We start from the raw sequence: 25,789 nt of genomic DNA, 5'->3' as shown, positions 1-25,789 counted from the left end.
TGCTCAGGGACGCCAGGCCGGATCGCGGCCGAGGAAGCCCATCAGCCGGTCCTGGGCCGAGGCGTCGGCGGGGACCGGCACCGCCGGGCCGAACTGCCCGCTTTCGCGCAGCATCGCTTCCATCGGCTGCATCCCGGCCAGGGTGGCGGCGCAGCGCTCTTCGCCGAGGTCCGGCTCGCGCCCGAGCGCCTTGGCCAGATCCCAGGAGTGCATCCAGACGTCGTTGGTGTAGAACTGGTCGATCGCTTCGTCGACCGGCCGGTCACCGGTGTGCGGGTTGCTGAGCACGCGGCCGGCGGGGTCGTCGAGGATGGCTTGGATGTCGGCGACGTGCTGCTTCCAGGCGCCGGCCGGATCGGCGTCCACGGCCAGTGCCGGCAGCTCGATCCCGGCGCCCCGCAGGAACGCGCGCGGCCACTCGACCAGGTGCTTCACGACGTCGAGCGCGGTCCACTGCGCGACCGGGCTGGGGCGCGCCCAGTCGCCGGCCGAGGCCGACTCCGTCAGCTCCGTGAAGCGGGCCGCGTCCTGGGCGTGCCGTCGGGCGGGTCCGGATGAAGTCATTTCACGCCTCCTTGGCGAGCAGTGCGTCGAGCTTGGCGTAGCCCTCGTTGATCCCCGTGTCCATGCCGCTCGCCAGCATCCCGTCGCGGGTCGCGAAGTCCTTGACCACGCTCAGCACGTGCAGCCGGGTGCGGCCGCCCTCGAGTTCCTCGAGGGTCAGGGTTTCCAGGGCGACGCCGTCGGGCTCGCCGTCGTAGGTGAACGTCCACACGATCCGCTCGTTCGGCCGCACGTCGTGGAAGCTGCCGTGGAAGGCGGCGATCTCCTCGCCGCCGCGGTCGTTGGCGAACGCCCACTCACCGCCGGTGCGCGCGTCCCACCGCGTGATCCGGGTGGTGACCGAGTGCGGCCCGATCCACTGCGCGTAGAGGTCGGGGTCGATGTGCGCGCGGAACACCTGCTCGGGTGCGGCGTCGAAGTCCCGGACGATCCGGATGGTCGGGACCTTCTCGTCGGCCCGTATTTCGGTTCCGTGCTTCGTGCTGGTCATGATGCGTCCTCTTGGGGCCGGGTTCCGGCGCCGGTCATGCGGTCCAGCAGCGAGTCGAGGCGCCGGTAGCGCTCCTCGGCCTGCCGCCGGTACCGCTCGATCCACTTGGTCATCAGGTCGAACACCTCGGCGTCCAGGTGGACCGGACGGCGCTGGGCGACCTTGCTGCGCGTCACCAGGCCGGCCTCCTCGAGCACCTTCACGTGCTTGGAGACCGCTTGGAGGCTGATGTCGTACGGCTCGGCCAGCTCGCCGACGGTCGCGTCCGCGCCGGCCAGCCGCGCCACCAGGTCGCGCCGCGTCGGGTCGGCCAGTGCCGCGAACACCCGGTTGAGCCGCTCGCTGTCTTCGTCCACCGTTGTCCTCAACTGTTCGGTTGAACAAGAAGCTAGAACGCGGCGCCGCCGTTGTCAACCGAGAAGTTGAGAAAGGGTGGGGGTTCCGCGCGCGGAACCCCCACCCGGTGGATCAGAAGTGGTCGGGCGTGTTGATGCGGCTCCGGACCAGTGCGCCGGACGCGGTCAGCCGTCCGGTGCCGTAGTCGCTGCCCGCGCAGGTGCCGGGCTGCAGGGCGGCGCTGCTCTCGTCGGCGTCGGAGTACGTCCAGTTCGCGTAGCTGATCTGGAGCTGGTCTAGCAGGTCCAGCCAGGTCGTGGTGCTCGCCTGGTCCAGTGTCCCGCCGCCGGTGGCGGTCACCGTGCCGAATTCGGTGACGAACAACGGCAGCTTCGCGGCCGCCCGGCTCACCGTGGCGCGGTAGTTGTCCTTGTGGCTGGCGGCGTAGAAGTGGAACGTGTACATGATGTTCGTGGCGTTGACCGGGTTGTTGACGATCTCGGTTTCGTCGGAGCCGTCCGAGACGCCGAGCGACGACCAGCCGCGGGTGCCGACGATCACGACGGCGTCCGGGTCGGCGGCGCGGATCACCGGGATGACCTGTTCGGCGTAGGACTTGATGGCGCCCCAGCTGACGCCGTTGGGTTCGTTGGCGATCTCGTAGATGACGTTCTTCTTCGCCGCGTTGCGCGCGGCGACCGCCGCGAAGAAGGTCTTGGCGCGGTCGAGGTTGTAGTTGGGGTCACCCGGGGTGAGGGTGTGGAAGTCGATGATCGCGTACATGCCGCGCTTCTCGGCTTCGCCGACCAGGGTGTTGACCCGGTCGGTGAACCAGGCCGGGTTCGTTTCGTAGCCCTTTTCCTGCACGTACATGGCGATGCGCAGCACGTCGGCGTGCCAGTCGTAGGCGAGGGCGTCCAGGGAGGCGTTGTTGTAGCAGGAGTCGAACCACTGGAGGCCGTGCGTGCTCATGCCGCGCAGCTGGATCGCCCGGTTCGCCTCGTTGCACAGGTGGACGCCGCAGACGTGCAGCTGCCCGTTGGCGGCCAGCGGCGTGCTGCCGGGGGAGGGCGTGGTGGTCGTCGTCGTGGGGGTGGTGGTCGTGGTGGTGGGGGTGGTGGTGGTCGTCGTCGAGCCCGTGCAGGTGACGCCGTTGAGGGTGAAGGACGCCGGGATGGGGTTGGCGCCGGTGGTGGTACCGGTGAAGCCGAGGTCGGCGACGGCGCCGGTGCCGAGGGTCCGGTTCCAGTCGGCGTTGGCCGCGGTCGCCGTGGCGCCGGACTGCGACCACGTGGCGTTCCAGCCCTGGGCGACCTTCTGGCCGGCGTCGGGGAAGGTGAACTTGAGCGACCAGCCGGTGACGCTGTCGCCGAGGTTGGTGATCTTGACCCCGGCCTGGAACCCGCCCTGCCACTGGTTGGTGACGGTGTAGTCGACCCGGCAGCCCTGCGCGGCGGCCGAAGCCTCCGGCATGGCGAGCACGGCGGTGCCGCCGAGAACCGTCGCGCCGGCGGTGGCCAGCGCAGCGATGGAGCGCTTCATTGAACTCCCTTGTGATCCGGTGTTCGAATGCTTCGACAGGCTGGGAGCGCTCCCAGAGGAGAACACCCGATGCCGGGAGCCGTCAAGGGTGCGGGTCGTCCCGGGGTGAGCGGTGTCGGCCACTGCGCCTGACGCCGCAGGTCGCCGGACCTGCACCTTGCCTCGTTCGAAAGTGAATTACTACTCCGGCCGCAGCAAACTTTCTGCACCGGTCGGGCGCTGAATCGCGCTCCGGCCGAGGAGTTCGTAGGGTGTTCGCAGCCGCGTGGCGGATCGACGTTCGTGGGAAGCCGGGGAACATGCAGCCGGAGGACTTGGCGGATCTCGTCGGTGGCCTGCCCGTCGTCGTGTGGGAAGCCGATGCCCGCAGCGGCGCCTTTACCTTCGTCTCCGCCGCCTCGCACGCCCTGCTCGGCCACCCGCCCGAGGCGTGGCTGGCCGATCCGGCGTTCGCTCTCTCGGTCGTCCACCAGCAGGACCGCGACCACTGCGCGCGGGCGCGGGCGGCGGGCCGCGCTCAAGGCGGTTACGAAGTCACCTACCGCGCCTTGACCGGGGACGGCCGGGTGGTGTGGCTGCACGAACTGGGCCGGTACGCCCCCGGCGGCGCGACGATCGGCGGCGTGCTGCTGGACGCCTCCGGCCGGCAGTCCGAAGCGGAACGGCAGCGGTTCCTCGCCGCCTTCGAGCGGGGCCTGCAGGAGCTGGCCGACGCCGAGGACATCATGGTGTACGCGGCCCGCAGCCTCGGCGAACACCTGCGCGCCGACCGCTGCGCCTACGCCGAAGCGGAAGAGGACGAAGACCACTTCCTGATGAGCGGGGACCACGCCACCGGCCTCCCGCCGCTGCCCGGCCGCTTCGCCATGTCCGAGTTCGGGGACGGCTGCATGCGGGCGATGCGGGCCGGCCGTTCGTGGGTGGTCGCCGACAGCCGGCACGACGACCGCCTCGAGCCGGCGGACCTGAACGCCTACCGCGTGACCGGGATCCGCGCCGTCATCTGCGTGCCGCTGCTGCGCGGCGGCCGGTTCGTCGCGGCGATGGCCGTGCACCAGGCGACGGTCCGGCAGTGGACCGACGCGGAGATCGAGCTGGTCGAGCTCATCGTGAGCCGGTGCTGGGAGTCCATCCAGCGCACGCACGCCGGGCGCGCCCTGCGTGACAGCGAACAACGGCACCGGCTGCTGGTGGAACGCGCCACCGACGCGATCTGGGTGCTCGATCGCGACCTGCGGTTCGTCGAGATCAACCCCGCGGCTTGCGAGCTCCTCGGGTACGCGCGCGACGAGCTGGTCGGCACGCCGATCACCGACCTGCTCGACGACGCCGGCCGCGAACGGTGGCGGCAGCTGATCGCCGGGCCGGGCACCGTGCGCGAGACCCGCGAAGTCGACCACCTCCGCCGGGCCGACGGCACGGAAATGGCGCTGGAGCTGAGCATCCAGGCGACGCCCTCGGGCGTGCAGGCGATCGGCCGCGACGTCACCGAGCGGCGCCGGCGCGAAGCCGAGCGGGAGCTCCTGCTGCAGCGGGAGCACGAGATCGCCGAGACGCTGCAGCGCAGCCTGCTGCCGCGTGAGCTGCCCGCGCTGCCGCGGATCGCCGCCGCGGCCCGCTACCAGCCGGCCGCGGTGCACGCCCAGACGGGCGGCGACTGGTACGAGCTCGTCGCCGTGGGACCGACGCGCATCGCGTTGTCCGTCGGCGACGTCGTCGGCAAGGGACCGCAGGCCGCCGCGGTGATGGGGCAGCTGCGCAGCGCACTGGCCGGCAGCCTGCTCGACGGCCACGGCCCGGCCGCCGCCCTCGACCGCCTCGACGCCTTCGCCGCGCGCACCGCCGGGGCGGCCGGCACGACCTGCGCCTGCCTCACGCTCGACTGGGAAACCGGCGAGCTGCGCTGGGCCGTCGCCGGCCACCCGCCGCCCGTGGTGGTCGAGGACGCCGGCGCCCGGCTGCTGCCCGGCCGCGGTGCCGTGCTCGGCGGCCCGGACCGCACGCGCTACCGCGAGGACACCGCGACCCTGGCCCCCGGCGCCTCGGTGCTCCTGTACACCGACGGCCTCGTCGAGCGACGTGACGAGCCGATCGACGACGGACTGCGGCGGCTGTGCGAAGCGGCAGCCGCCGCGCACGCCTGCGCGCCGGAGGAGCTGGTCACCGCCATCGGCGCGGCCCTGCTCGACAGCGGGCAGGAGGACGACGTCGCCCTGCTGGCGATCCGGCTCGTGCCGCCACCGCTGCAGCGCCGCGCGCCCGCCGAGCCCGGTGTGCTGCAGCGTCTGCGCGACGACCTCGAGCGCTGGTCGGCGCTCGCGGGCGTGCCGGCGGAAGTGCACCAGGACCTCAGCCTCGCCCTCGGCGAGGCGGTGGCCAACTCCGTCGAGCACGCCTTCTCGCGGACGCCGGGCGAGGTCACGTACTCGGTGACCCGCACCGCGGACGGCCGCCTGGACGCCCTCGTCCGCGACGACGGCCGCTGGCGCCCGGAGCCGGCCGACAACAGCCACCGCGGCCGCGGCATCGGGATCATCCGGGCGCTCTCGGAGCAGTTCGACGTCGACCACGGCGACGACGGCACCGCCGTCCGGTTCCGCATCGCCGCGAGCCCGGAGCCGGACCCGGAGCCGCACCCGAGCCCGAATCCGGGCTCGAACCGGAACCGGGCGCCCGCCCGCGTCCCGGGAAGCCGGCCTGCGCCGCCCGTCCCCCCGAACGTCACGGTGGACGACAGCGAGCCGGAATCCCTGACGCTGAAGCTCACCGGAGACCTCGACCTGGCGACGATCGGCGAAGTCCGCCCGGCCGTGCTCGCCGCGGTCGAAGCGACGACCGCGGCGGCCGTGACCATCGACGTGACCGAACTCGGCTACTTGAGCAGTTGTGGCATCGCCCTCCTCTTGGACGTCGCAACGGTGACCGGGCGCCGCGGCTTGACCTTCAAGACGCGGGCGAAGGCGGCGACGGCACCGCTTCGCATCCTCGAGCTCGCCGGCCTGGCGGGACCGACGTCGGAGGCGCTGGCGGTCGAAACCTTCGCCGGGTGAGGCGGTCCGGCCCGAGGGTCTCTTGTGGACAGTGACCGCAGCGCGCGCGTTCGCGGCGGCGGGGTCTCCCCGCTTGCGACGCTGCCACGCAAGGTTCGGACGAACACGGTCTCGGTCATTGCCGCCTCCCAGTCGGTCGATCCGGGCCAGAGGCTACGGGAGGGGTCCGACAATTTCGGTCCACCCGCAGCTCCGGCCCGGTTTCTGGCACAGTGGTCACATGGGGGAGGACCTCGCCGCTGCCGTGGCCGCCGTCGTGCCGTCCGTCCGTGCCGTGATCCCGGCCGCGCCGGCTGCGGTGCTGGGCCGCCTGCGGTCCGAGCCGGAGCCGCGCCGGTTGCCGGACGAGTCCGCGGTCGTCCGGTCGCTGCGGACCCTGCCGTCGTGGGTCGTCGAGCGGGTGCACGGCGCGGTGGAGCTGACGCTGGCCGAGCTGGCGGTCCCGGCGCCTCCGGTGACGACCGCGCTGAAGCCGCCGCCCACGTCCGGGGCGTTCGCTTTCATCACTTCCGACAGCGAAGCGGAAGCGGTGCGGCAGACGCGTTTCCTGCACCAGACCCGGCCCGGCCTCCTCGAGCGGGTGGCGGACCTGACCGCCGGCCTGCTGGGTGACGACCGGCTGTTGCGCACGCCCGAAGGCGACGAAGCGGCGATCGCGGCGGCGCACGGAGCCGATCACCTGGCCATCGCGCTGGTGACGGCGACGATCGCCGCGCGGGAAGCGGGCAGCCCCGGCATCGCGGGCATCGTCGGCACCGCGCTCGGGGTCGCGGCGAACCTCCTCCGCTCGGCTCCGATGCCCACCGGGTACGCGGCGGCGCTGCGGGAGAAGGAGCGTGCCGAGTACCTGCTGCCGCAGTACGGGAGCGCGTCCGCGGAAGTCCGCGACCACGTCTTCGCCTTGACCGAAGGCGGTTTCCCCGCCTTCGGCAGCTTCGCGGACAACGGTCTCGCCGAGCCCGTCGACGGCGGTGTGGTCGTCCGCACCGGTACGGAAGCGGGCTGGGTCCAGGTCGGCGTCCGGGTGCTGGCCGAGCCGCCGGCCGAGGTGGAAACCCTGGGCTGGGACGAGGTCGTCGAGCTGAGCTGGCACGCTGAGCACGGCTCGGCCGGCGTGGGCGGGAAGACGAAGACGCCGCCGTGGCCCGGCGACTACCGCGTCCGCGTGCACGCCTACGCCGCGACGACCCGGAGACCGAGGGCTACAGCCTGTGGATCTGGGCGGCGCCGCCCGGGCCGCCGCTGGTGCACGCCCGCGCCGACCGCCTCGGCCACCGCCTCCGCGGCGAGCCGGAGCCGCCGCCGGAGGACCGGCCGGAGGTGCGCTACCGCTGGATCCGGCGGTCCCGGCTCACGGTGGCCGCGACGGTCACCGTCGTCACCGGTCTCGCCGCCGACGACGTCATCCGCGGGTTCGGCGCGGACCCGGCCGAGCCCGAGCCGCTGGAGGACCTGCGCGAGCAGTACCGCGACCAGTGGCTGACGGTCCTCGGCTTCGACGGCGGCGTGCTGGTGGTCGAGGAAAACGGCTTCACCGGCTCCCACCACCCGGTCCTCACGGCGGTGTCCCGGGCCGGCCGGGCGGCGAGCATGTTCTGGAACGTCAACGGCGTGAGACGGCTGTCCTTCGCCGTCGGCGGCGAAGTCCTGCTGTCGTTCCAGCCGGGGCTGGACGAGCCGTCCGGGACCGGAGACGTCACCGCGGCGCTGGCCGGCCTCGACCTGGCGAACTACCGCGACCGGGACGAGAAGGGCCTGGTCGCCGTCGAGCGGTTCACCGGCCGGGGCCTGTACCCGGAGGACCTCGAGGACATCGAGCGGCTCGGGGTGGGCTACCGGATCAGTGCTCGCGGTTGACCGCGCTGATTTCGTCCTGAAGCCGTTCCCGGACCGTCGTGCGCGAGTCCCGCTCCGCGGGCGACGGCGGCTGGGACGGCTCGCCCACCGGGCCCGCCACCGGGAAGACCTGGTGCTCGCCCGGCAGCGGGACGCCGGGGCAGATGGTCGCCGCCGGCCGCGCGCCGCCGAGGAAGAAGCCGTTCACCAGTTTGTCCACACAGGAGTTCCCGCTCACGGCGTACTGGCCGTGGAACGGCGATTCGGCCACCGAGATCATCGGGATCCCGGCCGCGCGCGCCGCCGCCTCCGCCTGTTCGTAGCCGGTCTGCGGGTCGAACTCGCCCTGGACGACGAGGATGTTCTTGGCCGCCTTCGGCGAGAGGTTCGGCAGTTCGTGCTGGGGCGGGTCGGACCAGAAGCCGCACGCCTCGCTGAGGCCGTACGCCCAGCCGAACAGCGGGTACGCCGGCCCCTGCAGGTCGCTGAGCAGCTTGTACCAGCTCGCTGTCCGCGTCGGCTGGTCGCCGCAGGCCACGGCGAGCCGCGTCCCCGGGACGTCCGCGTAGTCGGGCTCGGGCGGGTCAGCGGCCACGTCGGTCGCGGTCAGCTGGGCGGCCGGACGCCCGAAGACGGCCCGCGAGGCCCGGTCGAGGGCGTCCTTCAGCGCGGCGGGCGGCGTGGTCGTCTTGCCGTCGAGCGCTGCTGCGCCCTTGGTGAGGACGAGGGCGCCGGTCATCCACTGCCGGGTGCTGCCGTTGCCGACGAAGACCGAGTCGAAGACGTCGGGCGGCACCCCCTTGGTCTTGAAGAAGGCCCGCAGCCGCTCCCACTTGGCCCGGACCTCCGTGGCGGTCTTGCCGAGCTGGTCGGGGAACCGGCGGGCCAGCCACGGCGCGTAGACGCGGTCGAACTGGCGCTGGTCGATCTTCGGGAACGCTTCGAACGCGGCCTGGAGGCGGCCTTCGAAGTTCACGCTGGAGTCGAGGACCATCTTGCCGATGTGGTCGGGGAAGAGCGACGCGTACTTGGCGCCGAGCCACGTGCCGTAGGAAAAGCCCAGGTAGCTGAGCTTTTCGTCGCCCAGGAGCGCGCGGATCAGGTCCATGTCGTGCGCGGTCTGCCAGGTGGTGATGAACGGCGCCAGCGCGTCGCTCTGGCAGGCCTCGGCCAGCACGCGCGGCGTCCGCTGGTGCAGCGCGATGCTGGTCGCGGACCGGTCGCGGGCGTCGAGGTCGGCGTCGTCCGCGGGCAGGCGCCCCAGCGGCACCCGGCACACGTACCCCTCGTCCGCGCTGCCCTCCTGGCCGGTGCCGCGGGGATCCATGCCGATGACGTCGTAGTGCTCGTTCACCGTCGGCTCCAGGCCGGCCAGCGCGCCGGCCAGCGAGGTGCCCTGGCCACCGGGTCCGCCGGGGTTGATCAGGATCGCGCCCTGCCGGGTGCCGGTCGCCGCCGCGCGGCTGATCGCCACCTGCAGGTCGGTGCCGGCGGCCGGGGCCGCCCAGTCGCGCGGGACGGTGATCCGCGCGCACTGCGCCGGGTGCGGCTGGCTCCGCTGCTTGAACGGGCAGGCGCCCCAGGCGACCTCCTGGCTCCGGTACGGGGCGAGCGGGTCGGGCGTGGTCGCGGCCGCGGGCGCCGTGGCCGCGACCAGGACCGCAACCACCACCGCCAGCCCAGCTCGGGACGTTCGCACCGCAGTCTTCCTTCCTCGCGCACCGGCCGGGCAAGATCCAATCACGCCCGGTGGGCAGCGGCGCGCGAAAACCGCGCCTCGCCGGGAGAATTCCTTCGATCCGGTGAACCCCGCGGTGCAGGTCAGGTGCGGTACGGGCCGTGGTTGCCGAGATCGGGCGCCACGCGCGGGTGCGGGCCCTCCTGCCCCGGCACCGGGGTGACGGCCGGGCGCCACGCCGGGTCGGTCGCGGCCGGCTCGACGACCACCTCGGTGGCCGGCCGGACGTAGGTCTCGGTCATCGGCCGCTCGGTTTCGCGGTCCTGGAAGTGCTCTTCGACGATCCGGTCCTGACGGCGTCGCGAGAGCACGGCCAGCGTGAGCACGTGCGCCACGGCCATCAGCAGCAGGAAGACGCCGAGCCGGCCGACGAGCGCGGCCGTCGAGCCCGACCACTGCGGGCCGACCACCGAGAGCAGGGCGAGCACCCCGAACGACACGAGGTGGAAGACGGTCACCACCATCCAGGCCACCGAGCCGGTCCCCTCTTCGCCGTCCGGCCCGCTCAGGTACCGCCGGCCGCCGCGGTAGAGGACCTGTCCGTCCGCCACCACGAACACCAGTCCGATGATCAGGAACCCCGTGAGGTCGTTGTCCGGCATGCGTCTCCTCCTCCTTTCCGGTGGAGTACCCGGCCGGGCCCGGCGCGGACGCCGGTTCACCGGAACGAGCGACGGTCGGCCCCCTCACACCGGGGAATCAAATCCGGCCGCCGGACGTCTGAGGTGCTGTGAAGAAGATTGGCTTCCTGTCCTTCGGCCACTGGTCGGACAGCCCGCACTCCGAGACGCGCTCGGCCGCCGACTTCCTGCACCAGTCGATCGACCTGGCGGTGGCCGCCGAGGAGCTCGGCGTGGACGGTGCCTACTTCCGCGTGCACCACTTCGCGCGACAGGCGGCGAGCCCGTTCCCGCTGCTGGCGGCGATCGGCGCGCGGACGTCGAAGATCGAGATCGGCACCGGCGTCATCGACATGCGTTACGAGAACCCGTTGTACATGATCGAGGACGCGGGCGCGGCGGACCTCATTTCGAGCGGCCGGCTCCAGCTCGGCATCAGCCGGGGATCCCCCGAGCAGGTGATCGACGGCTGGCGGTACTTCGGCTACGCACCCGGCGAGGGCGAGACGGACGCCGACATGGCCCGGCAGCACACCGAGGTGTTCCTCAAGCTCCTGGACGGCGACGGCTTCGCGCAGCCGAACCCGCGGCCGATGTTCGCCAACCCGCCGGGCCTGCTGCGGCTCGAGCCGCACTCCGCGGGGCTGCGCGACCGCATCTGGTGGGGTTCCGGCTCGAACGCGACGAGCGTTTGGGCGGCGAAGCTGGGCATGAACCTGCAGAGCTCGACCCTCAAGGACGACGAGACGGGCGAGCCGCTACACGTCCAGCAGCGCAAGCAGATCGAGGCCTACCGCGAGGCGTGGACCGAAGCCGGCCACGAGCGCGAGCCGCGGGTTTCGGTCAGCCGCAGCATCTTCGCGCTGACGAACGACACCGACCGCGCGTACTTCGGCCGCGACCGCCACTCGCGCGACCAGGTCGGCATGATCGACGAGAACACCCGCGCGATCTTCGGCCGTTCCTACGCCGGCGAGCCCGACGAGCTCGTGCGGCAGCTCAAGGAGGACGAGGCCGTCCAGGCCGCGGACACCCTGCTGCTCACCATCCCGAACCAGCTCGGCGTCGACTACAACGTCCACGTGCTGGAGAACATCCTGGAGCACGTGGCCCCGGAGCTGGGCTGGCGCTGACGGGAGGAGCGGCCCGGTGGCGGCCGGGCCGCTCGCCGTCTCAGCTGTGGGACACGGTCAGGCCGTAGAACGCCACCCGCGCGCCCTTCGTCGTGCTGTCCGAAGAGGACTGGTTGTACGAACCGGCCTTGAAGTACTGCTTGTAGGCCTTGAACGACGACGGGATGCCGTAGTGCGTCGTCGTCCCGTTGACCGTCAGGTCGATGGTGTTGCCGCCGGAAATGCCGATCGTGTACGTCCACGTCTTGCCGACCGAGACGTGCCCGACGGTGTGGGACGTCTGCCCGCCGTCGGGGGAGTTCTCCGTGCCCAGCACGATGTCGCCACTGGCCCGGTAGTACAGCTCCAGCAGCGGTTTCGTCGACGAGCCGCCGGTGCCGAGGTGCACCTGGCCGACGCACACGTTCGACGTCACCGACACCACGCGCAGGGTCGCGTTCAGCTTGTGCGAGCCGCTCAGTGACCAGTTCGCCGACGACCCGTCGCGGTTCATCTCGCGCAGCTCCGAGCGCGCGTAGTTCGAATTCGGCGTCGTGACGCCCTTTTCCGGCGCCCAGAACGTCATCGCGCCGTCACGGGTGTCGGTGTAGAAGTAGCTGTCCTGGAAGCCGTTCGGCCCCTGCAGCCGGGACGACGAGATCGTCGTCGGGCTGCCCGGTGAGCCGACCGGCTCCTGCAGCTGCCAGACCGAGAGGTCGAAGTTGCCGCCGGGAGCGACCGACGGGTTCGCCGCCAGTGCGGGGGAGGCGGTCGCCGCGGCCAGGGCCGGGATCGCCAGGAGGGCGAGGAAAGCGCGCACGCGCATCGATGGGTGTCCTTTCGCGGTGGGGACACTGCACCATTTCGTTCACGGATGTGAAATAAATGGTCTGGACAACCCGGCGGCGTGGAACTCACGGTAGGTCGGCGCTCACCCCTTGTCAAGATCGGCGGAAACAAGAACGGGCCCGGCCGAAACCGGCCGGGCCCGTTCTGCGCTGGATCAGGCGAGGTCGAAGCGGTCGAGCTCCATGACCTTCGTCCACGCCGCCACGAAGTCGGCGACGAACTTCTCGCGGGCGTCGTCGCTGGCGTAGACCTCGGCCAGCGCCCGGAGCTGCGAGTTCGACCCGAAGACCAGGTCGACCGCGGTGGCGGTCCACTTGACCTCGTCGGTCGTCACGTCGCGGATCTCGTAGACGTTCTCGCTCGCCTCCGCCGCCTTCCACCGGGTGCCCGGCGCGAGCAGGTTGGCGAAGAAGTCGCCTGAGAGCACACCCGGCTTGTCGGTGAAGACGCCGTGCTTGGCCCCGCCGTGGTTGGTGCCGAGGGAGCGCAGGCCACCGACCAGGACGGTCATCTCGGGTGCGGAGAGGCCGAGCATGTAGGCGCGCTCGAGGAGCAGCGTCTCCGGCTGCAGCTTCTCGCCGGCCCGCAGGTAGTTGCGGAAGCCGTCGGCGCGCGGCTCCATCACCTTGAAGGAGTCGACGTCGGTCTGCTCCTGCGAGGCGTCGGTGCGGCCCGGGTGGAACGGCACGGTCGTCTCGACGCCGGCGTCGCGCGCCGCCTTCTCGACGGCGGCCGAGCCGGCCAGCACGATCAGGTCGGCGAGCGAGATCTGCGCGCCGCCGGCCTCGTTGAACTCGCGCTGGACGCCCTCGAGGACCTCGAGGACCTTGCCGAGCTGCTCGGGCTGGTTGACTTCCCAGTTGCGCTGCGGCTCCAGGCGGATCCGGGCACCGTTCGCGCCACCGCGCTTGTCGGTGGAGCGGAAGCTCGCGGCCGACGCCCACGCGGTGGAAACCAGCTCGGAAACCGAAAGGCCGGACTCGAGGACCTTCGCCTTGAGGGCGGCGATGTCGGCGTCGCCGACGAGTTCGCCCTCGACGGCCGGCACCGGGTCCTGCCACAGCTGCGGCTCGGCGACCCACGGGCCGAGGAAGCGGCTGACCGGGCCCATGTCGCGGTGCAGCAGCTTGTACCAGGCCTTGGCGAAGGCGAGCGCGAACTCGTCCGGGTTTTCCAGGAAGCGGCGCGAGATCGGGCCGTAGACCGGGTCGAAGCGCAGCGACAGGTCCGTCGTGAGCATCGTCGGCTTGTGCTTCTTGTTCGGGTCGTACGGGTCCGGGATGATCTCCGGCGCGTCCTTGGCGACGTACTGCTTGGCGCCGCCGGGGCTCGTGGTGAGCTCCCACTCGTAGCCGAACAGGATCTCGAAGAAGCGGTTGCTCCACTCGGTCGGCTTGTCGGTCCACGTCACCTCGAGGCCACTGGTGATCGTGTCCGGGCCCTTGCCGCTGCCGTGGGTGCTCAGCCAGCCGAGGCCCTGGGCCTCGATGTTCGCGCCCTCCGGCTCCGGGCCCACGTGGTCGTCGGCGATGCCGGCGCCGTGGGTCTTGCCGAAGGTGTGGCCGCCGGCGATGAGGGCGACGGTCTCCTCGTCGTTCATCGCCATCCGGCCGAAGGTCTCGCGGATGAAGTGGGCCGCGGCCTCGAAGTCCGCGCTGCCGCGGGGACCTTCGGGGTTGACGTAGATGAGGCCCATCTCGGTCGCGCCGACCTCGGGCGCCATCTCCGAGTCGCTGACGTAGCGCTCGTCACCCAGCCAGTCGTCCTCCGGGCCCCAGATGATCTCCTCGGGCTCCCAGACGTCGACGCGGCCGAAGCCGAAGCCGAAGGTCTTGAAGCCCATCGACTCCAGGGCGACGTTGCCGGCCAGCACGAGCAGGTCGGCCCACGAGATCTTCTGGCCGTACTTCTGCTTGACCGGCCACAGCAGGCGGCGCGCCTTGTCGAGGTTGGCGTTGTCGGGCCAGCTGTTGAGCGGGGCGAAGCGCTGGTTGCCGTCACCGGCGCCGCCGCGGCCGTCGTGGATGCGGTAGGTGCCCGCGGCGTGCCAGCTCATGCGGATCATCAGGCCGCCGTAGTGCCCGAAGTCGGCAGGCCACCAGTCCTGCGAGGTGGTGAGCACCTCGGTGATGTCCCGCTTGAGGGCCTCGACGTCGAGCTTCGCGAACTCCTTGGCGTAGCTGAAGTTCGCGCCGAGCGGGTTGCCCTTGGCGGAGTGGGCGTGCAGCACCGACAGGTCGAGCTGGTTGGGCCACCAGTCCTTGTTCGTGCGCGGCCGGCCACCCGTTTTCGGGGTCGGCGAGTCGATCGCCGGGTTCTCGCTCTCGCTGCCGTGCGAAGTCACCGAGTCGTGCGCGACCGGGCAACCGGCCGCCGCCTTCTTGTCCACGCCCTGCGCGCTGGACGGGGTGTCCTGGGTGGAGCTCATTTACTTCCTTCCGGGAGCGGCGAATCTTTTCGGGGACGGTCGGCCGCGCAGTCGGGGCAGGTGCCCCAGTAGACGACCTCCGCCTGGTCGATCACGAAACCGTGGTCGTCCGAAGCGGTGAGACAGGGGGTGTGGCCGACGGCGCAGTCGACGTCGGCTATCGCCCCGCACGAACGGCACACGACGTGGTGGTGGTTGTCACCCACCCGGGCCTCGTAGCGCGCGTTCGCGCCGGCCGGCTGGATGCGCCGGATCAGGCCGGTGTCGGTGAGCGCCCGCAGCACGTCGTAGATCGTCTGGTGCGAAACCGTCGGGTGGTCGGCCCGCACCAGGTCGATCACCGTCTCGGTGTCGACGTGCGGATGGTCGCGCAGCGCGGCCAGCACGGCCAGCCGGGGCCGGGTGACCCGCAGCGAGACCGCACGCAGCTGTGCTTCGAAGTCCGACATCACCACCGACCCTAGGACCTTTTCTGGAATGGGTCAAGTTTTGACTTCGTCCGAGTGGCGCAGCCGGGGTTCACGCTGAGTCAGCGGCATGGCTAGGCTCCGGGGCATGCCGGACACGCAGTACGAAGACCTCCTCCGCCACGTCCTCGACACGGGCACCCGCAAGGGCGACCGTACCGGCACGGGCACGAGGTCGATCTTCGGGCACCAGCTGCGGTACCGCCTGTCCGAGGGCTTTCCCCTGATCACCACGAAGAAAGTCCACTTTCGCTCGATAGCGTACGAATTGCTGTGGTTCCTGCGCGGCGACGCGAACGTCTCGTGGCTGCAGGAGCACGGCGTCACGATCTGGGACGAGTGGGCGGCCGCGGACGGCGACCTGGGCCCGGTGTACGGGGTGCAGTGGCGCTCGTGGCCGACCCCGGACGGCGGACACGTCGACCAGATCGCCGAGGTCCTGCGCACGCTGCGTGAGAACCCGGACTCCCGGCGGATCATCGTGTCGGCGTGGAACGTCGCCGACATCCCGCGCATGGCGCTGCCGCCGTGCCACGCGTTCTTCCAGTTCTACGTCGCCGGCGGCGAGCTCTCCTGCCAGCTGTACCAGCGCAGCGCGGACCTGTTCCTCGGCGTGCCGTTCAACATCGCCAGCTACGCGCTGCTCACGCACATGATCGCCGCGCAGGTCGGACTCGGGGTCGGCGACTTCATCTGGACCGGCGGCGACTGCCACGTCTACGACAACCACGTCGACCAGGTCCGCACGCAGCTGGCCCGCGACGCGCGGCCGTTCCCGGCGCTGGGCCTGAAGCCGGCCGACAGCCTGTTCGACTACACCTACGAGCACTTCTCGCTCGAGGGCTACGACCCGCACCCGGGCATCAAAGCGCCGGTGGCGGTGTGATCGGGCTGGTCTGGGCCCAGGCGGCGAACGGCGTCATCGGGCGGGACGGTGCCCTGCCGTGGCACCTGCCGGAGGACCTCAAGCACTTCCGCACGGTGACCTCGGGGGCGGCGGTCGTAATGGGCCGCCGGACGTGGGAGTCGCTGCCGCCGCGGTTCCGGCCGCTGCCGGGCCGGCGCAACCTGGTGTTGTCGTCGGCCCCGCAGGAGGGCGTCGAGACGTTCGTGGACCTGCCGTCGGCCCTGGCCGCGGTGTCCGGTGACCTGTGGGTGATAGGCGGGGCGGCGGTGTACCGGGCGGCGCTGCCGTTCGCGGACCGGATCGTCGTGACCGAGCTGCGGGAGTCCTTCGAGGGGGACACGTACGCGCCGGAGGTCGGGCGTCCGGCGGACTCCGTGGGGGAGTGGCTGGAGTCGACGACCGGCCTGCACTACCGCTTTCTGACCTGGGGCTGACGGCCCGGGCCGTTGCGCTTGCCGGGGTCGGCGCTATACGGTGGCTGGAACTAGAACACGTTCCAGTTCCAGCCGGTCGTAGCAAGGAGCGGGCATGGCGAAAAGGGCGGCGCGCGGCGACGAGGCCGACTACGTCGTCGTCGGGTCGGGCAGCTCCGGGGCGGCGATCGCGGGGCGGCTGGCGCAGGCTGGGGCCAGCGTGATCGTCCTGGAAGCCGGCAAGAGCGACGAGCAGCTGCTCGTCAAGAAACCCGGGCTCGTCGGGCCGATGCACGCCGTGCCGCAGCTCAAGAAGCCGCTCGACTGGGGCTACTACGGCGTGCCGCAGAAACACGTTCTCGATCGCCGGATGCCGGTGCCGCGCGGGCGGGTCGTCGGCGGGTCCAGCTCCATCAACGGCATGGTCTACGTCCGCGGCAACCGCGCCAACTTCGACTCCTGGGCCGCCGAGGGCAACACCGGCTGGGACGCCGACAGCGTCAACGCCGCCTACAAGCGCATGGAGGACTTCGAGGACGGCGAGAACGCCTTCCGCGGCGCGGGCGGCCCGATCCGGATCACCCGCGCGAAGAACCCGCAAGAGGGTTCGCTGCAGTTCGTCGAGGCCACCGCCGACGCGCTCGGCTGCAAGATCCTCGACGACTACAACGCCGAATCCCAAGAGGGCGTCAGCCGGATGCAGCAGAACGCCGCCGACGGCCTGCGCTACAGCGCCTCGCGCGGCTACATCCACCACCTCGCGCCCCCGACCCTGCAGCTGCAGTCCGGGGTGCTGGTCGAGAAGGTGCTCGTCGAAAACGGCCGCGCCGTCGGGGTCGAGGTCGTCGACGGCCGCCGCCGGCGGACCGTCCGGGCCGGCAAGGAGGTCATCCTCTCCGCCGGGGTCATCGGCTCGGCCCAGCTGCTCATGCTCTCCGGCATCGGCCACGCCGAGCACCTGAAGGAGCACGGCATCGACGTCGTCGCCGACCTGCCCGTCGGCGACAACCTGCACGACCACATGTTCCACGCGCTGACGTTCCACGTGTCGTCCAGCAAGAACAAGGGCACGGCGCCGTACTTCGCCCGCGGGCTGGCCCGGGAGCTGCTCCGCCCCGGCACCACGTTCCTGGCGAATTCGGTCTTCGAGGCGGTCGCGTTCCTGCGTACCTCGCAGGCGGGTGCGATCCCCGACCTGCAGCTGCACCTCCTGCCGTGGGCGTACGTGTCGCCCAACCAGGACGCGCCGATCCGGCACGACGTCGACAAGCGCGGCGCCCTGACCGTGCTGACGACGCTCATCTACCCGAAGAGCCGCGGCACGCTGCGGCTCGCCTCGGCCGATCCCACCGCCGCGCCGTTGATCGACTTCCAGTACCTGTCCGACCCGGCCGACCTCGAGCTGCTCGGCGAGGGCTCGGAAATGGCGCGCGAGATCTTCGCGTCCAAGGCGTTCAAGGGCTCGGTGAAGGAAGAGATCCACCCGGGCCAGGACCTCAAGGGCCAGGCGTTGCGCGACGCGATCCTCAACCGCGCGACGTCGGTCTACCACGGTGTCGGCACCTGCCGGATGGGCGTCGACGAGCTCGCCGTCGTCGGCCCGGACCTGCGGGTCCGCGGCGTGGAGCGGCTGCGGGTCTGCGACGCCTCGATCATGCCGTCGATCACCGGCGGCAACACCAACGCGCCCTGCATCATGATCGGGGAAATGGGCGCCCAGCTGGTCCTCGGGAGCCGGTCATGACCCTCACGCCGCTCGGACTCACCCGCCCGGCGTCGGTCACCGACGCGTTCCTGCGGCAGCTCGTCGCCCGGGTGCCGGGCTCGTCCGGCGCGACCTGGCCGCTGACCGAGGTGTACACCGGCGACGTTCTCGTCGAGCTGCCGCAGTCGACACCCGAGGACATCGAGCGGGCGTTCGCGGTCGCGCGCGAAGCCCAGCGCGAGTGGGCGGCCACCCCGCTCAAGCAGCGGCTGGCGGTGTTCAAGCGGGCGCACGCGCTGTTCGTCGAGCAGGCGCGGACGATCGCCGACCTCATCCAGGTGGAGAGCGGCAAGAACCGGCGGATGGCGATCGAGGAGACCTGCGACCCGCCGATGGTGATGAGCCACTACCTGAAGCGGGCCGCGCGCCTGCTCGCGCCGACGAAGCGCGGCGGGCCGGTCCCGCTGCTCACGACGTCGACCGAAGTCCGGCTGCCCAAGGGGGTCGTGGGCATCATCGCGCCGTGGAACTTCCCGTTCGCCACCGGCGTTTCCGACGCGGTGCCGGCGCTGATGGCGGGCAACGCGGTGGTGCTGAAGCCGGACAACAAGACGGCGCTCTCGCCGCTCTACGGCGTCCGGTTGCTCGAGCAGGCGGGTCTGCCGGAAGGCCTGTTCCAGGTGGTGTGCGGCGAGGGTCCCGACGTCGGCCCCACGCTGATCGACCACGCCGACTACGTGATGTTCACCGGCTCGACGGCGACCGGCCGGGTGATCGGCGAACGCGCGGGCCGCAACCTCATCGGCTGCTGCCTCGAACTCGGCGGCAAGAACCCGATGATCGTGCTGGAGGACGCTGACCTTTCGGAGGCCGTGCCGGGCGCCATCTTCGGGGCGTTCGGCAACACGGGCCAGATCTGCATGCACATCGAGCGGATCTACCTGCCGGAGTCCCGCTACGAGGAGTTCAAGACGGCGTTCGTGGCGGCGGCCTCGGCCCTCGACGTCCGCGCGGCCTACGACTTCGGCCCCGACATGGGCTCGCTGGTCTCGGTCGACCACCTGCGCCGCGTCAAGTCCCACGTGGACGACGCGGTCGCCAAGGGCGCGACCCTGCTCTGCGGCGGCAAGCCCCGCCCCGACCTCGGCCCGGCGTTCTTCGAGCCGACGATCTTGGAGGGCGTCACCACGGACATGCTCTGCGGCGTGACCGAGACGTTCGGCCCGGTGGTGGCGCTGCACAAGTACCGCACGGTCGACGAAGCGGTGGCACTGGCCAACGACACGGACTACGGCCTGAACGCCTCGGTCTGGAGCACGGACATCGCGGCGGCCCGCGCGGTGGCGGCCCGCATCGAGTCGGGCAACGTGAACGTCAACGACGTCCTGGCGACCGCGTACGCGGCCAAGGGAACGCCGTCCGGCGGGGTGAAGAACTCCGGCGTCGGGGCCCGCCACGGTGATCAGGGGCTGCTCAAGTACACGGACGTGCAGAACTTGGCCGTGCTGAAGAAGCAGGTCATGGGGCCGCGGCCGGGGCAGGGGTACGAGAAGTACGTCGAAAGCATGCTCTCCGGGTTGAAGCTGATGCGGAAGCTGCGGATCCGCTAGGCGCGCGCCGGTACGCTTACCGGAAATGGCAGAGTTCGACGTCACCTACGACGAAGTCGCCGACGCGGCGTACATCCGGCTCCTCGAGCCCGGAATCCCGCTGGTCGCCGCGCGCACGTACGCCTGTCATCCCGTGCGGGTCGACGGGATGATCAACCTCGACCTGGACGAGCACGGCCGGCTGGTGGGCATCGAAGTGCTCGCGGCGCGGGCCAAGCTGCCACCGGCCGTGCTCGACGCGGCGAGGCGGATCGGGCTCGAGTGACGAACCGGTCCGGGCTGAAGCTGATGCGCAAGCTGCGGATCCGGTAGCACTCACGCCCGGCTGTCGAGACGCGCGCGCAGTGCCTGGCGGAACCAGGTGAACACCGGGTGCAGGTCCGGGAGCGGAGGCCAGCCGTTGATGCCGGCCACCAGCTGCCAGTACCGCGTGACGCGGGCATCGTCGGCGATGTCGAGCCGGTCGACGATCCAGCTCTTCAAGCGCTCGTCGTCGGCCTTGCCGAACGTCTCGGCGTAGCGCGCGGTGAGCGTGGCGACGATGGCGCCGGCCTCTTCCGAGTCCGGGGCGATTCCTGTCGCGAGCGCTCGGCCGACGTCCTCGCACACGGTTTCGGTCAGGTCGTGGTGCAGGCCGGTGGTGTCGCCGTCGGCGCGCTGGGCCGCCTGGTACTCGGCCATCCGGCGCACCGCGGCCCGGAATTCGCTGTCCTGGACCAGTTCGACGAGCTCCATCCACGCCTCGACCTGTTCGGGGCCGGCGTCTTCGGGGAGTTCGGGCATGCTCGACCGCAGCAGTTCCACCATGGCCGGGTTGGCGTCGACACCGCCGAAGGTGTCGTCGATGAAATCGTGGACGAAGCGGCGCCGTTCGGCGTCGGACAGGCTCACGAGCTTGTGCATCAGTTCCATCTCCCGAGGGGTCGATTGCCGGTTCGCGACCGCGGCCAGCACGGCACGCCGCAGCCGCAGGGCCCGGATCTGCGTGCCGAGGGCCGCCGCGTGGGCCGCGGCGACCTCGGCCAGCGAAGTCTCCGCGGCCAGGACGCGCCGGACGGTGGGCAGATCGATGTCCAGCGCACGCAGCGTGCGGACGAGTTCCAGCCGGGCCAGGGCGGCGACGTCGTACAGGCGGTAGCCGGCCGGGCTGTGGCAGGTCGCCGGAACGATCCCCCGGTCGGAATAGAACCGGATGGTCTTGACGGACAGCCCGGTCCGCGCGGCCAGCGCCCCGATCGTGAGGAGGTTCTCGTCGTCCATGCCCACAGCCTGCCGCCTCCCCTCGGGGGAGACTCAACGCGAAAACCGCGGCGGGCTCAGCCGTCCACCAGCAACCCCCGCAGCGGGCCCTGCAGCCGGGCCGCGCGGCGGGAGGTGCCCGGCAGCAGGACCAGGCGGTGGGTGCGCTGCTCGCCCCGGCGTTCCCGCTCGGCCTGCTCCGCCGCCAGTGGCCGCCACAGGTTGTCGACGATGTCCGCCGGGGTGCGGTTCTCCAGCTCCGCTACCGGGTGGCCGAGGTGCTCGGCCCACAGCCGCAGCCGCGTCGTGCGGGCCACCTCCGGGTCGTCGGTCACGAGGTTGACTTCGGTGTCGTTGAACAGCGAGTGCTCGTTGAGGTTCGCCGAGCCGATCGTCAGCCACTCGTCGTCCACGATGCCGAGCTTCGCGTGCACGTACACCGGGGCTGACTCGTCGCCGTCGTGCGCGCTGACCGTGGCGGCCAGCAGGCGGTGGTGGCCGTCGTCGGCGTCCAGCAGGCGGCCCAGCTGGCCGCGCGTGGTGTCCGAGCCGTTGCTCGGCTTGCGCGGCAGCAGCAGGACCACGCGGAAGTCGTCGGCCGGCGGGTTCCGCAGCTTGTCCAGCAGGACCTCGGCGATCTCCGGCGACCACAGGAACTGGTTCTCCAGGTACACCAGCCGCCGCGCCGACCGCAGCGCGCGCAGGTAGCCGTCGAGGATGGTGAACTCACCCTTGGGCAGGAAGTCGTAGGTGTTGTTCGGGACGGTCTTCTGCAGCTGGACGCGGCTGGTGCCGGCCGGCTCCGGGACCGCCGGTTCGGGCAGCGCCTCGCCCGCCACCTCCGTCCAGCGCCGCCGGAAGTGGACGGCGACATCGGCGACGGCGGGCCCTTCGACCCGCGCCATCAGGTCGTGCCACCCGATCGGCCGCGGCGGGTGCTCCGGGCTGTCGTGCCGGTCGCCCTCCAGCGCGGTGAAATCGACCCCGCCGACGAACGCGACGGCGTCGTCCACGACCACGATCTTCTCGTGGTGGCAGTGCAGGGTCCGCTCGCGGGCGTCCAGCACGCAGCGCACGTCCGTGCCCTCGGTGAACTTCCGCTGTTCGGACCGGGCCAGCTTCCGCGACGGCTGGAACGCCGGGAACGGCGGCCCGGCCCACAGCAGGACCCGGACCTCGACGCCGCGCCCGGCGGCCTCGGCGAGCAGCTCACGCAGGGTGGGCGACCCGGGTTCGCGCGTCAGCCGGAAGTCGGCGCTGGCGTGCCAGTTGGCCAGGTGCACGTGGGATTTCGCCTGCCGGATGGCCGCTTCGACGGCGGGCAGCGACTCCTCGCCGTCGATCAGCACCTCGACCCGGTTGCCCTCGCGCACCGGCGCCCGGCCGCCGAGCCGGTCCTGCGCACCGCCGGCGAGCACGTCACCCCAGCCGAGCCGCTGCAGCCGCCGCTGGTGGTGGGCGCACAGGACACGCTCGAGCCCGTCGCCGAGCCGCTCGTCCACCTTGTCCACGAAGGAGTCAAACGTCGTCACGGCTCCCATACCACTACAGATCGGGCCGGTTCGCCGTGCAGTAACAGCGGGTGACGCAACTGCGACTCGATGGCCATGGAGCCCTTGGTGATGAAGGTGGGGACCACAGTCGTGAGCTCCGCCGTGAAGTCGTGGCTCACCAGCCGCAACAGCGCGCTCGAGCGGGAGAGCTCGCTGTCGGAGCTGGTGCAGGCGCGCATCGGGAGCGGCTTTCCCCGCCGACGCTTCGACCGGGAAGTAGACGCGCTGGTCGACGTCGTATCCGAGCGCCTGCTGCTGTTGTGCCGACAGGAAGTCCCGGATCTCGACGACGGCGAGCGGTCGGCGGCGTTGGCGGAGGTGGCGGCCGCCTTCGAACGGGCCGATCTGGCCGATGCCGACTTGTTCGAGGTCGACGTCGACCCGGCCCAGCTCGCCCGCCGCCTTCGCGCCACCATGCCGGACGCCGCGCAACGCGCGGGTCTCAGCGAGGCCGCGACGTGGTTCCACCGCCGGGTCCTCGACGAGTGCTGCGCCTGTTACGTCCGCCTCGTCGTGCACTTGACCCCGTTCGCGGCCAGGGCCGGCGCGGAGCTGCTCGGCCGGGTCTCGGGCTTGGCCGAGCAGCTCGAACGGGTCCTCAACCGGCTACCGGCGCCCTCCCTGATGGCGCCCGGCGGCACCGCGTCGGACACGGCGTTCCGCTCCCGGTACCTGCGGCAGATCAGCGAAACCTTGGACGACCTCGAGCTGTTCGGGGTGGATACCCGCAGCTACCGCCCCCGGACGACGCTGAGCGTCGCGTACGTGAGCCTGACCGTCCGCGGCACCGGTGTCGGTTCCCGCGGACCTGCCCACGAGATGCTCTCGTGGCGGGCCGATCCGGGGCGCGGCGAGGACGGTTCCGTCCGGGCCGAGCAAGCGTTGGCGACGGCTGGCCGCATCCTGATCCGCGGCGAAGCCGGCTCGGGCAAGTCGACGCTCCTGCGCTGGCTCGCGGTCAACGCCGCGCGCGGAACTTTTCGCGACGAGCTGGCCGGCCTCAACGGGTACGTCCCGTTCCTGGTCAAGTTGCGCGGCTACTCCGGTCGGAGGCTTCCCTCGCCCGAGGAGTTCCTCGACGGGACGGCGCAAGCCCTGACCGCGCTGATGCCGTCGGCCTACGTCCATCGCCAGCTCGCCTCGGGACGTGCCCTCGTTCTCGTCGACGGCGTCGACGAACTCGCCGCCGACGAGCGAGCAACGGTCCGAGCGTGGCTCCAGGACCTGTGTCAGGCATTTCCCGAGACCAGGCTCGTTCTCACGTCACGGCCGGCCGCGGCGGCCGAGAAGTGGCTGAGTGCGGAAGGGTTCAGTTCCGCCTGGATCGAGCACATGAGCCAGGCCGATGTACGCGCTCTTGTCCGCCACTGGCACAAGGCCGTGCGCGACGCCGGAAGCATGCCGTGTGCCGAGGAGGACCTTCCACGGTACGAGGGTGTCCTGCTCAGCCGCCTGGACGGCAACGCCCACTTGAGAGCTCTCGCGACGACACCGCTGCTGTGCGCGATGTTGTGTGCGCTGAACCTGGACCATGCCTCGTTCCTCCCGCGCAACCGGCTTGAGCTCTACGTCACCGCGTTGTCGATGCTGTTGGAACGCCGTGACGTCGAGAGGCGAATCCCCGCCTCGCTGAAGATCGGCAACCGGGAAAGCCGCCAGCTGCTTCGGCACCTGGCTTGGCGGCTGTCGGTGAACGGCCGGTCCGAGCTGAGCAGGGAGGAGGCACGCAGGCGTCTCGCCGAACGGCTCGCGACCATGCCGAAAGTCGACTACGACGCGGAGGTCCTGCTGGAGCACCTGGTACAGCGGAGCGGGATCGTCCGTGAGCCGACGCCGGGCAGGATCGACTTCGTGCACCGCACGTTCCAGGAGTTCCTGACCGCGGAGGAGGCCGCGGATCAGGGAGATGTCGGCTTGCTGGTGCAGAACGCACACCTGGACCAGTGGCGGGACATCGTCGTGATGGCCTCCGGCCTGGCCAATGCACCGGTGCGCGAACAGCTGTTCAAGGGTCTGTTCGACCGGGCCGACGCCGAACCGCGAAGCCGGCGGAAGCTCCGCCTCCTCGCCTCGGCGGCGACGGAGTCCGCGCCGGCTCTGACAGTCGAGCTCGCCGAACGCATGGAGAGTTCCCTGGCCGCGCTGATTCCGCCGCGGGGAACAGCCGAAGCCCGGTCCTTGGCCGCCGGTGGAGAAGTCCTGCTGCCGCGGCTGCTCGACACACCGGCCGATCTTTCGGAAGCCGCGGCCGCAGCCACCGTCCGGACCGCGGCGTTGATCAACGGCCCGGAAGCGTGGCCGGTGCTGGAGAAGTTCAGCCGCGATCCGAGGCCGGGCGTGCAGAAGGAACTGATCGCGGCATGGCGTTACTTCGATCCGGACGAGTACGCCGCACGCATCCTCGCCGACGCGCCGTTGCCGGACGGGCATCTGTCGATCGACGATCAGGCGCTCCTCCCCGCAGTCCCCAGAATTCGCCACCTGCGCGATCTGAGTATCAAACTTCGCGATTTCACGGACCTGGAAGCGCTGGCACGGTTGCCGTGCCTGCGCCATGCCTCGCTAGTCGGCGATTTCGAAGATCTTGCTCCGCTGAAGCGGTGCGCCGACATCGAATCGTTGTTGCTGGAGCCTCGCGGTGCGGTCGATCCCCGTCCCCTCCTCGGTATCCCGAGTTTGCGGCATTTGTGCTTCTACCCCAAAGTCGCGTCACTGACCGATCTTGAGCTCTTTCGTTCGATGACGAGCCTGGTCTCATTGGGCTTCGAACGGCTCGAGGAGGTCGAGGACTTCTCCGCGCTCGGTGAGCTGCGAGCCTTGAGCAAGTTGTACCTCTACGGCTATCCGAACGGGGCGGACTTCAGCTTCCTCCGCAAGTTGACCGCTCTTCGGTCATTGGATGTCGGGCGTACCTCCGAAGGAGCCGGCCTGGACATCCGAGGTGGATTGCGTCAACTCACGATGGACGTTCCCGGAATCAATTCGCTGGGCTTCCTCCAGGTTCGCCCGTTGGAGGGACTCGGCGAGCTCGCCCGCTTCGCTGCCTTGGACAGGTTGTCCATCCGTCATTGTCAGGTCAGCGACCTCACTCCGCTCACGACCGTGGAAAGCTTGCGGACCCTTCGGATGGTCACCCCGGTCGACTCGGATCAGCTGACACAGATCGCCGGGATGACCCAGTTGACCACACTGGACATTCTGTCGAAGCCCATGGAGCGGGGGGATATCGATCTTTCCGGACTGGGCGATGCCCGGCTGACTGTCCGGGCCTACCCCGACCGGCACCGGATTCTCGGCGCAGGCCCTGGAATCAAGGTGAAGTGGCTCTGA

The 25,789-nt window shown here is 70.9% G+C and carries 20 protein-coding genes; 9 read left to right on the top strand and 11 right to left on the bottom strand.

Annotation, left to right across the window (positions count from 1 at the left end; all coding sequences use genetic code 11):
* Positions 1–3: 3 nt before the first annotated feature.
* The 4 genes from ACLJPY_RS18940 to ACLJPY_RS18925 all read right to left on the bottom strand — a co-directional run bounded on the left by ACLJPY_RS18940 (position 4) and on the right by ACLJPY_RS18925 (position 2,932).
* Complete coding sequence (locus ACLJPY_RS18940; RefSeq protein WP_410590136.1) at positions 4–564, bottom strand: maleylpyruvate isomerase family mycothiol-dependent enzyme; 561 nt, start codon at positions 562–564, stop codon at positions 4–6.
* A gap of 1 nt (position 565) precedes the next feature.
* Positions 566–1,054: an SRPBCC family protein gene (locus ACLJPY_RS18935; RefSeq protein WP_410590134.1), complete on the bottom strand. Its 489-nt coding sequence runs from the start codon at positions 1,052–1,054 to the stop codon at positions 566–568.
* Positions 1,051–1,410 (bottom strand): ArsR/SmtB family transcription factor, encoded by a 360-nt coding sequence (locus ACLJPY_RS18930; RefSeq protein ID WP_410590132.1) that lies wholly within the window; start codon positions 1,408–1,410, stop codon positions 1,051–1,053. The genes ACLJPY_RS18935 and ACLJPY_RS18930 overlap by 4 nt, the downstream gene beginning before the upstream one ends.
* 112 nt (positions 1,411–1,522) lie before the next feature.
* Complete coding sequence (locus ACLJPY_RS18925) at positions 1,523–2,932, bottom strand: cellulase family glycosylhydrolase (protein WP_410590130.1); 1,410 nt, start codon at positions 2,930–2,932, stop codon at positions 1,523–1,525.
* Between the two features lie 251 nt (positions 2,933–3,183).
* On the opposite strand from ACLJPY_RS18925, the gene ACLJPY_RS18920 reads away from it, so the two are divergent.
* Both ACLJPY_RS18920 and ACLJPY_RS18915 read left to right on the top strand, forming a co-directional pair.
* Positions 3,184–5,982, top strand: a complete 2,799-nt coding sequence (locus ACLJPY_RS18920; protein WP_410590129.1) for a SpoIIE family protein phosphatase — start codon at positions 3,184–3,186, stop codon at positions 5,980–5,982.
* Positions 5,983–7,338: 1,356 nt separating this feature from the next.
* The gene (locus tag ACLJPY_RS18915) at positions 7,339–7,839 is read left to right on the top strand and encodes a DUF6461 domain-containing protein (protein ID WP_410590127.1); all 501 of its coding nucleotides are present in this window, start codon (positions 7,339–7,341) and stop codon (positions 7,837–7,839) included.
* On the opposite strand, the gene ACLJPY_RS18910 is transcribed toward ACLJPY_RS18915, so the two are convergent.
* Both ACLJPY_RS18910 and ACLJPY_RS18905 read right to left on the bottom strand, forming a co-directional pair.
* On the bottom strand, positions 7,823–9,490 hold the full coding sequence (locus ACLJPY_RS18910) for an alpha/beta fold hydrolase (RefSeq protein ID WP_410590585.1): 1,668 nt from the start codon (positions 9,488–9,490) through the stop codon (positions 7,823–7,825). The two genes, ACLJPY_RS18915 and ACLJPY_RS18910, sit on opposite strands and share 17 nt — an antisense overlap.
* Before the next feature lie 149 nt (positions 9,491–9,639).
* Positions 9,640–10,158: a hypothetical protein gene (locus ACLJPY_RS18905; RefSeq protein ID WP_410590125.1), complete on the bottom strand. Its 519-nt coding sequence runs from the start codon at positions 10,156–10,158 to the stop codon at positions 9,640–9,642.
* Positions 10,159–10,286: 128 nt separating this feature from the next.
* Here ACLJPY_RS18905 and ACLJPY_RS18900 point away from each other — a divergent pair, with 128 nt between their 5' ends.
* Positions 10,287–11,309 (top strand): LLM class flavin-dependent oxidoreductase, encoded by a 1,023-nt coding sequence (locus ACLJPY_RS18900; protein ID WP_410590124.1) that lies wholly within the window; start codon positions 10,287–10,289, stop codon positions 11,307–11,309.
* A 40-nt stretch (positions 11,310–11,349) separates the two neighbouring features.
* Here ACLJPY_RS18900 and ACLJPY_RS18895 read toward each other — a convergent pair whose 3' ends face one another.
* The 3 genes from ACLJPY_RS18895 to ACLJPY_RS18885 all read right to left on the bottom strand — a co-directional run bounded on the left by ACLJPY_RS18895 (position 11,350) and on the right by ACLJPY_RS18885 (position 15,014).
* Positions 11,350–12,114: a polysaccharide lyase family 7 protein gene (locus tag ACLJPY_RS18895; protein WP_410590122.1), complete on the bottom strand. Its 765-nt coding sequence runs from the start codon at positions 12,112–12,114 to the stop codon at positions 11,350–11,352.
* A 177-nt stretch (positions 12,115–12,291) separates the two neighbouring features.
* Positions 12,292–14,565, bottom strand: coding sequence for a catalase/peroxidase HPI (gene katG, locus ACLJPY_RS18890; RefSeq protein ID WP_410590121.1), 2,274 nt, complete (start codon positions 14,563–14,565; stop codon positions 12,292–12,294).
* Positions 14,562–15,014, bottom strand: a complete 453-nt coding sequence (locus ACLJPY_RS18885) for a Fur family transcriptional regulator (RefSeq protein ID WP_410590120.1) — start codon at positions 15,012–15,014, stop codon at positions 14,562–14,564. Before ACLJPY_RS18885 ends, katG begins: the two co-directional genes overlap by 4 nt.
* Before the next feature lie 106 nt (positions 15,015–15,120).
* Here ACLJPY_RS18885 and ACLJPY_RS18880 point away from each other — a divergent pair, with 106 nt between their 5' ends.
* The 5 genes from ACLJPY_RS18880 (at position 15,121) to ACLJPY_RS18860 (ending at position 19,932) form a co-directional block, all read left to right on the top strand.
* Positions 15,121–15,918 carry a thymidylate synthase gene (locus tag ACLJPY_RS18880; RefSeq protein WP_410590118.1) on the top strand — a complete coding sequence of 266 codons (798 nt, stop codon included), beginning with the start codon at positions 15,121–15,123 and terminating at the stop codon, positions 15,916–15,918.
* The gene (locus tag ACLJPY_RS18875) at positions 15,915–16,373 is read left to right on the top strand and encodes a dihydrofolate reductase (RefSeq protein ID WP_410590116.1); all 459 of its coding nucleotides are present in this window, start codon (positions 15,915–15,917) and stop codon (positions 16,371–16,373) included. The genes ACLJPY_RS18880 and ACLJPY_RS18875 overlap by 4 nt, the downstream gene beginning before the upstream one ends.
* 94 nt (positions 16,374–16,467) lie before the next feature.
* Positions 16,468–18,096 (top strand): GMC family oxidoreductase, encoded by a 1,629-nt coding sequence (locus ACLJPY_RS18870; RefSeq protein WP_410590115.1) that lies wholly within the window; start codon positions 16,468–16,470, stop codon positions 18,094–18,096.
* Positions 18,093–19,667: a succinic semialdehyde dehydrogenase gene (locus ACLJPY_RS18865; protein ID WP_410590114.1), complete on the top strand. Its 1,575-nt coding sequence runs from the start codon at positions 18,093–18,095 to the stop codon at positions 19,665–19,667. The genes ACLJPY_RS18870 and ACLJPY_RS18865 overlap by 4 nt, the downstream gene beginning before the upstream one ends.
* Before the next feature lie 25 nt (positions 19,668–19,692).
* The gene (locus ACLJPY_RS18860) at positions 19,693–19,932 is read left to right on the top strand and encodes a DUF2283 domain-containing protein (protein ID WP_410590113.1); all 240 of its coding nucleotides are present in this window, start codon (positions 19,693–19,695) and stop codon (positions 19,930–19,932) included.
* Between the two features lie 50 nt (positions 19,933–19,982).
* Here ACLJPY_RS18860 and ACLJPY_RS18855 read toward each other — a convergent pair whose 3' ends face one another.
* Together ACLJPY_RS18855 and ACLJPY_RS18850 are read right to left on the bottom strand one after the other, a co-directional pair.
* Positions 19,983–20,927 carry a MerR family transcriptional regulator gene (locus ACLJPY_RS18855; RefSeq protein ID WP_410590112.1) on the bottom strand — a complete coding sequence of 315 codons (945 nt, stop codon included), beginning with the start codon at positions 20,925–20,927 and terminating at the stop codon, positions 19,983–19,985.
* Positions 20,928–20,983: 56 nt separating this feature from the next.
* The gene (locus ACLJPY_RS18850) at positions 20,984–22,438 is read right to left on the bottom strand and encodes a phospholipase D-like domain-containing protein (protein WP_410590111.1); all 1,455 of its coding nucleotides are present in this window, start codon (positions 22,436–22,438) and stop codon (positions 20,984–20,986) included.
* A gap of 69 nt (positions 22,439–22,507) precedes the next feature.
* Here ACLJPY_RS18850 and ACLJPY_RS18845 point away from each other — a divergent pair, with 69 nt between their 5' ends.
* Positions 22,508–25,789: an NACHT domain-containing protein gene (locus ACLJPY_RS18845; protein ID WP_410590110.1), complete on the top strand. Its 3,282-nt coding sequence runs from the start codon at positions 22,508–22,510 to the stop codon at positions 25,787–25,789.

Source organism: Amycolatopsis sp. lyj-23, assembly GCF_046549135.1.
Lineage (GTDB): Bacteria > Actinomycetota > Actinomycetes > Mycobacteriales > Pseudonocardiaceae > Amycolatopsis.
This window is presented reverse-complemented; position numbering and strand designations above follow the sequence as displayed.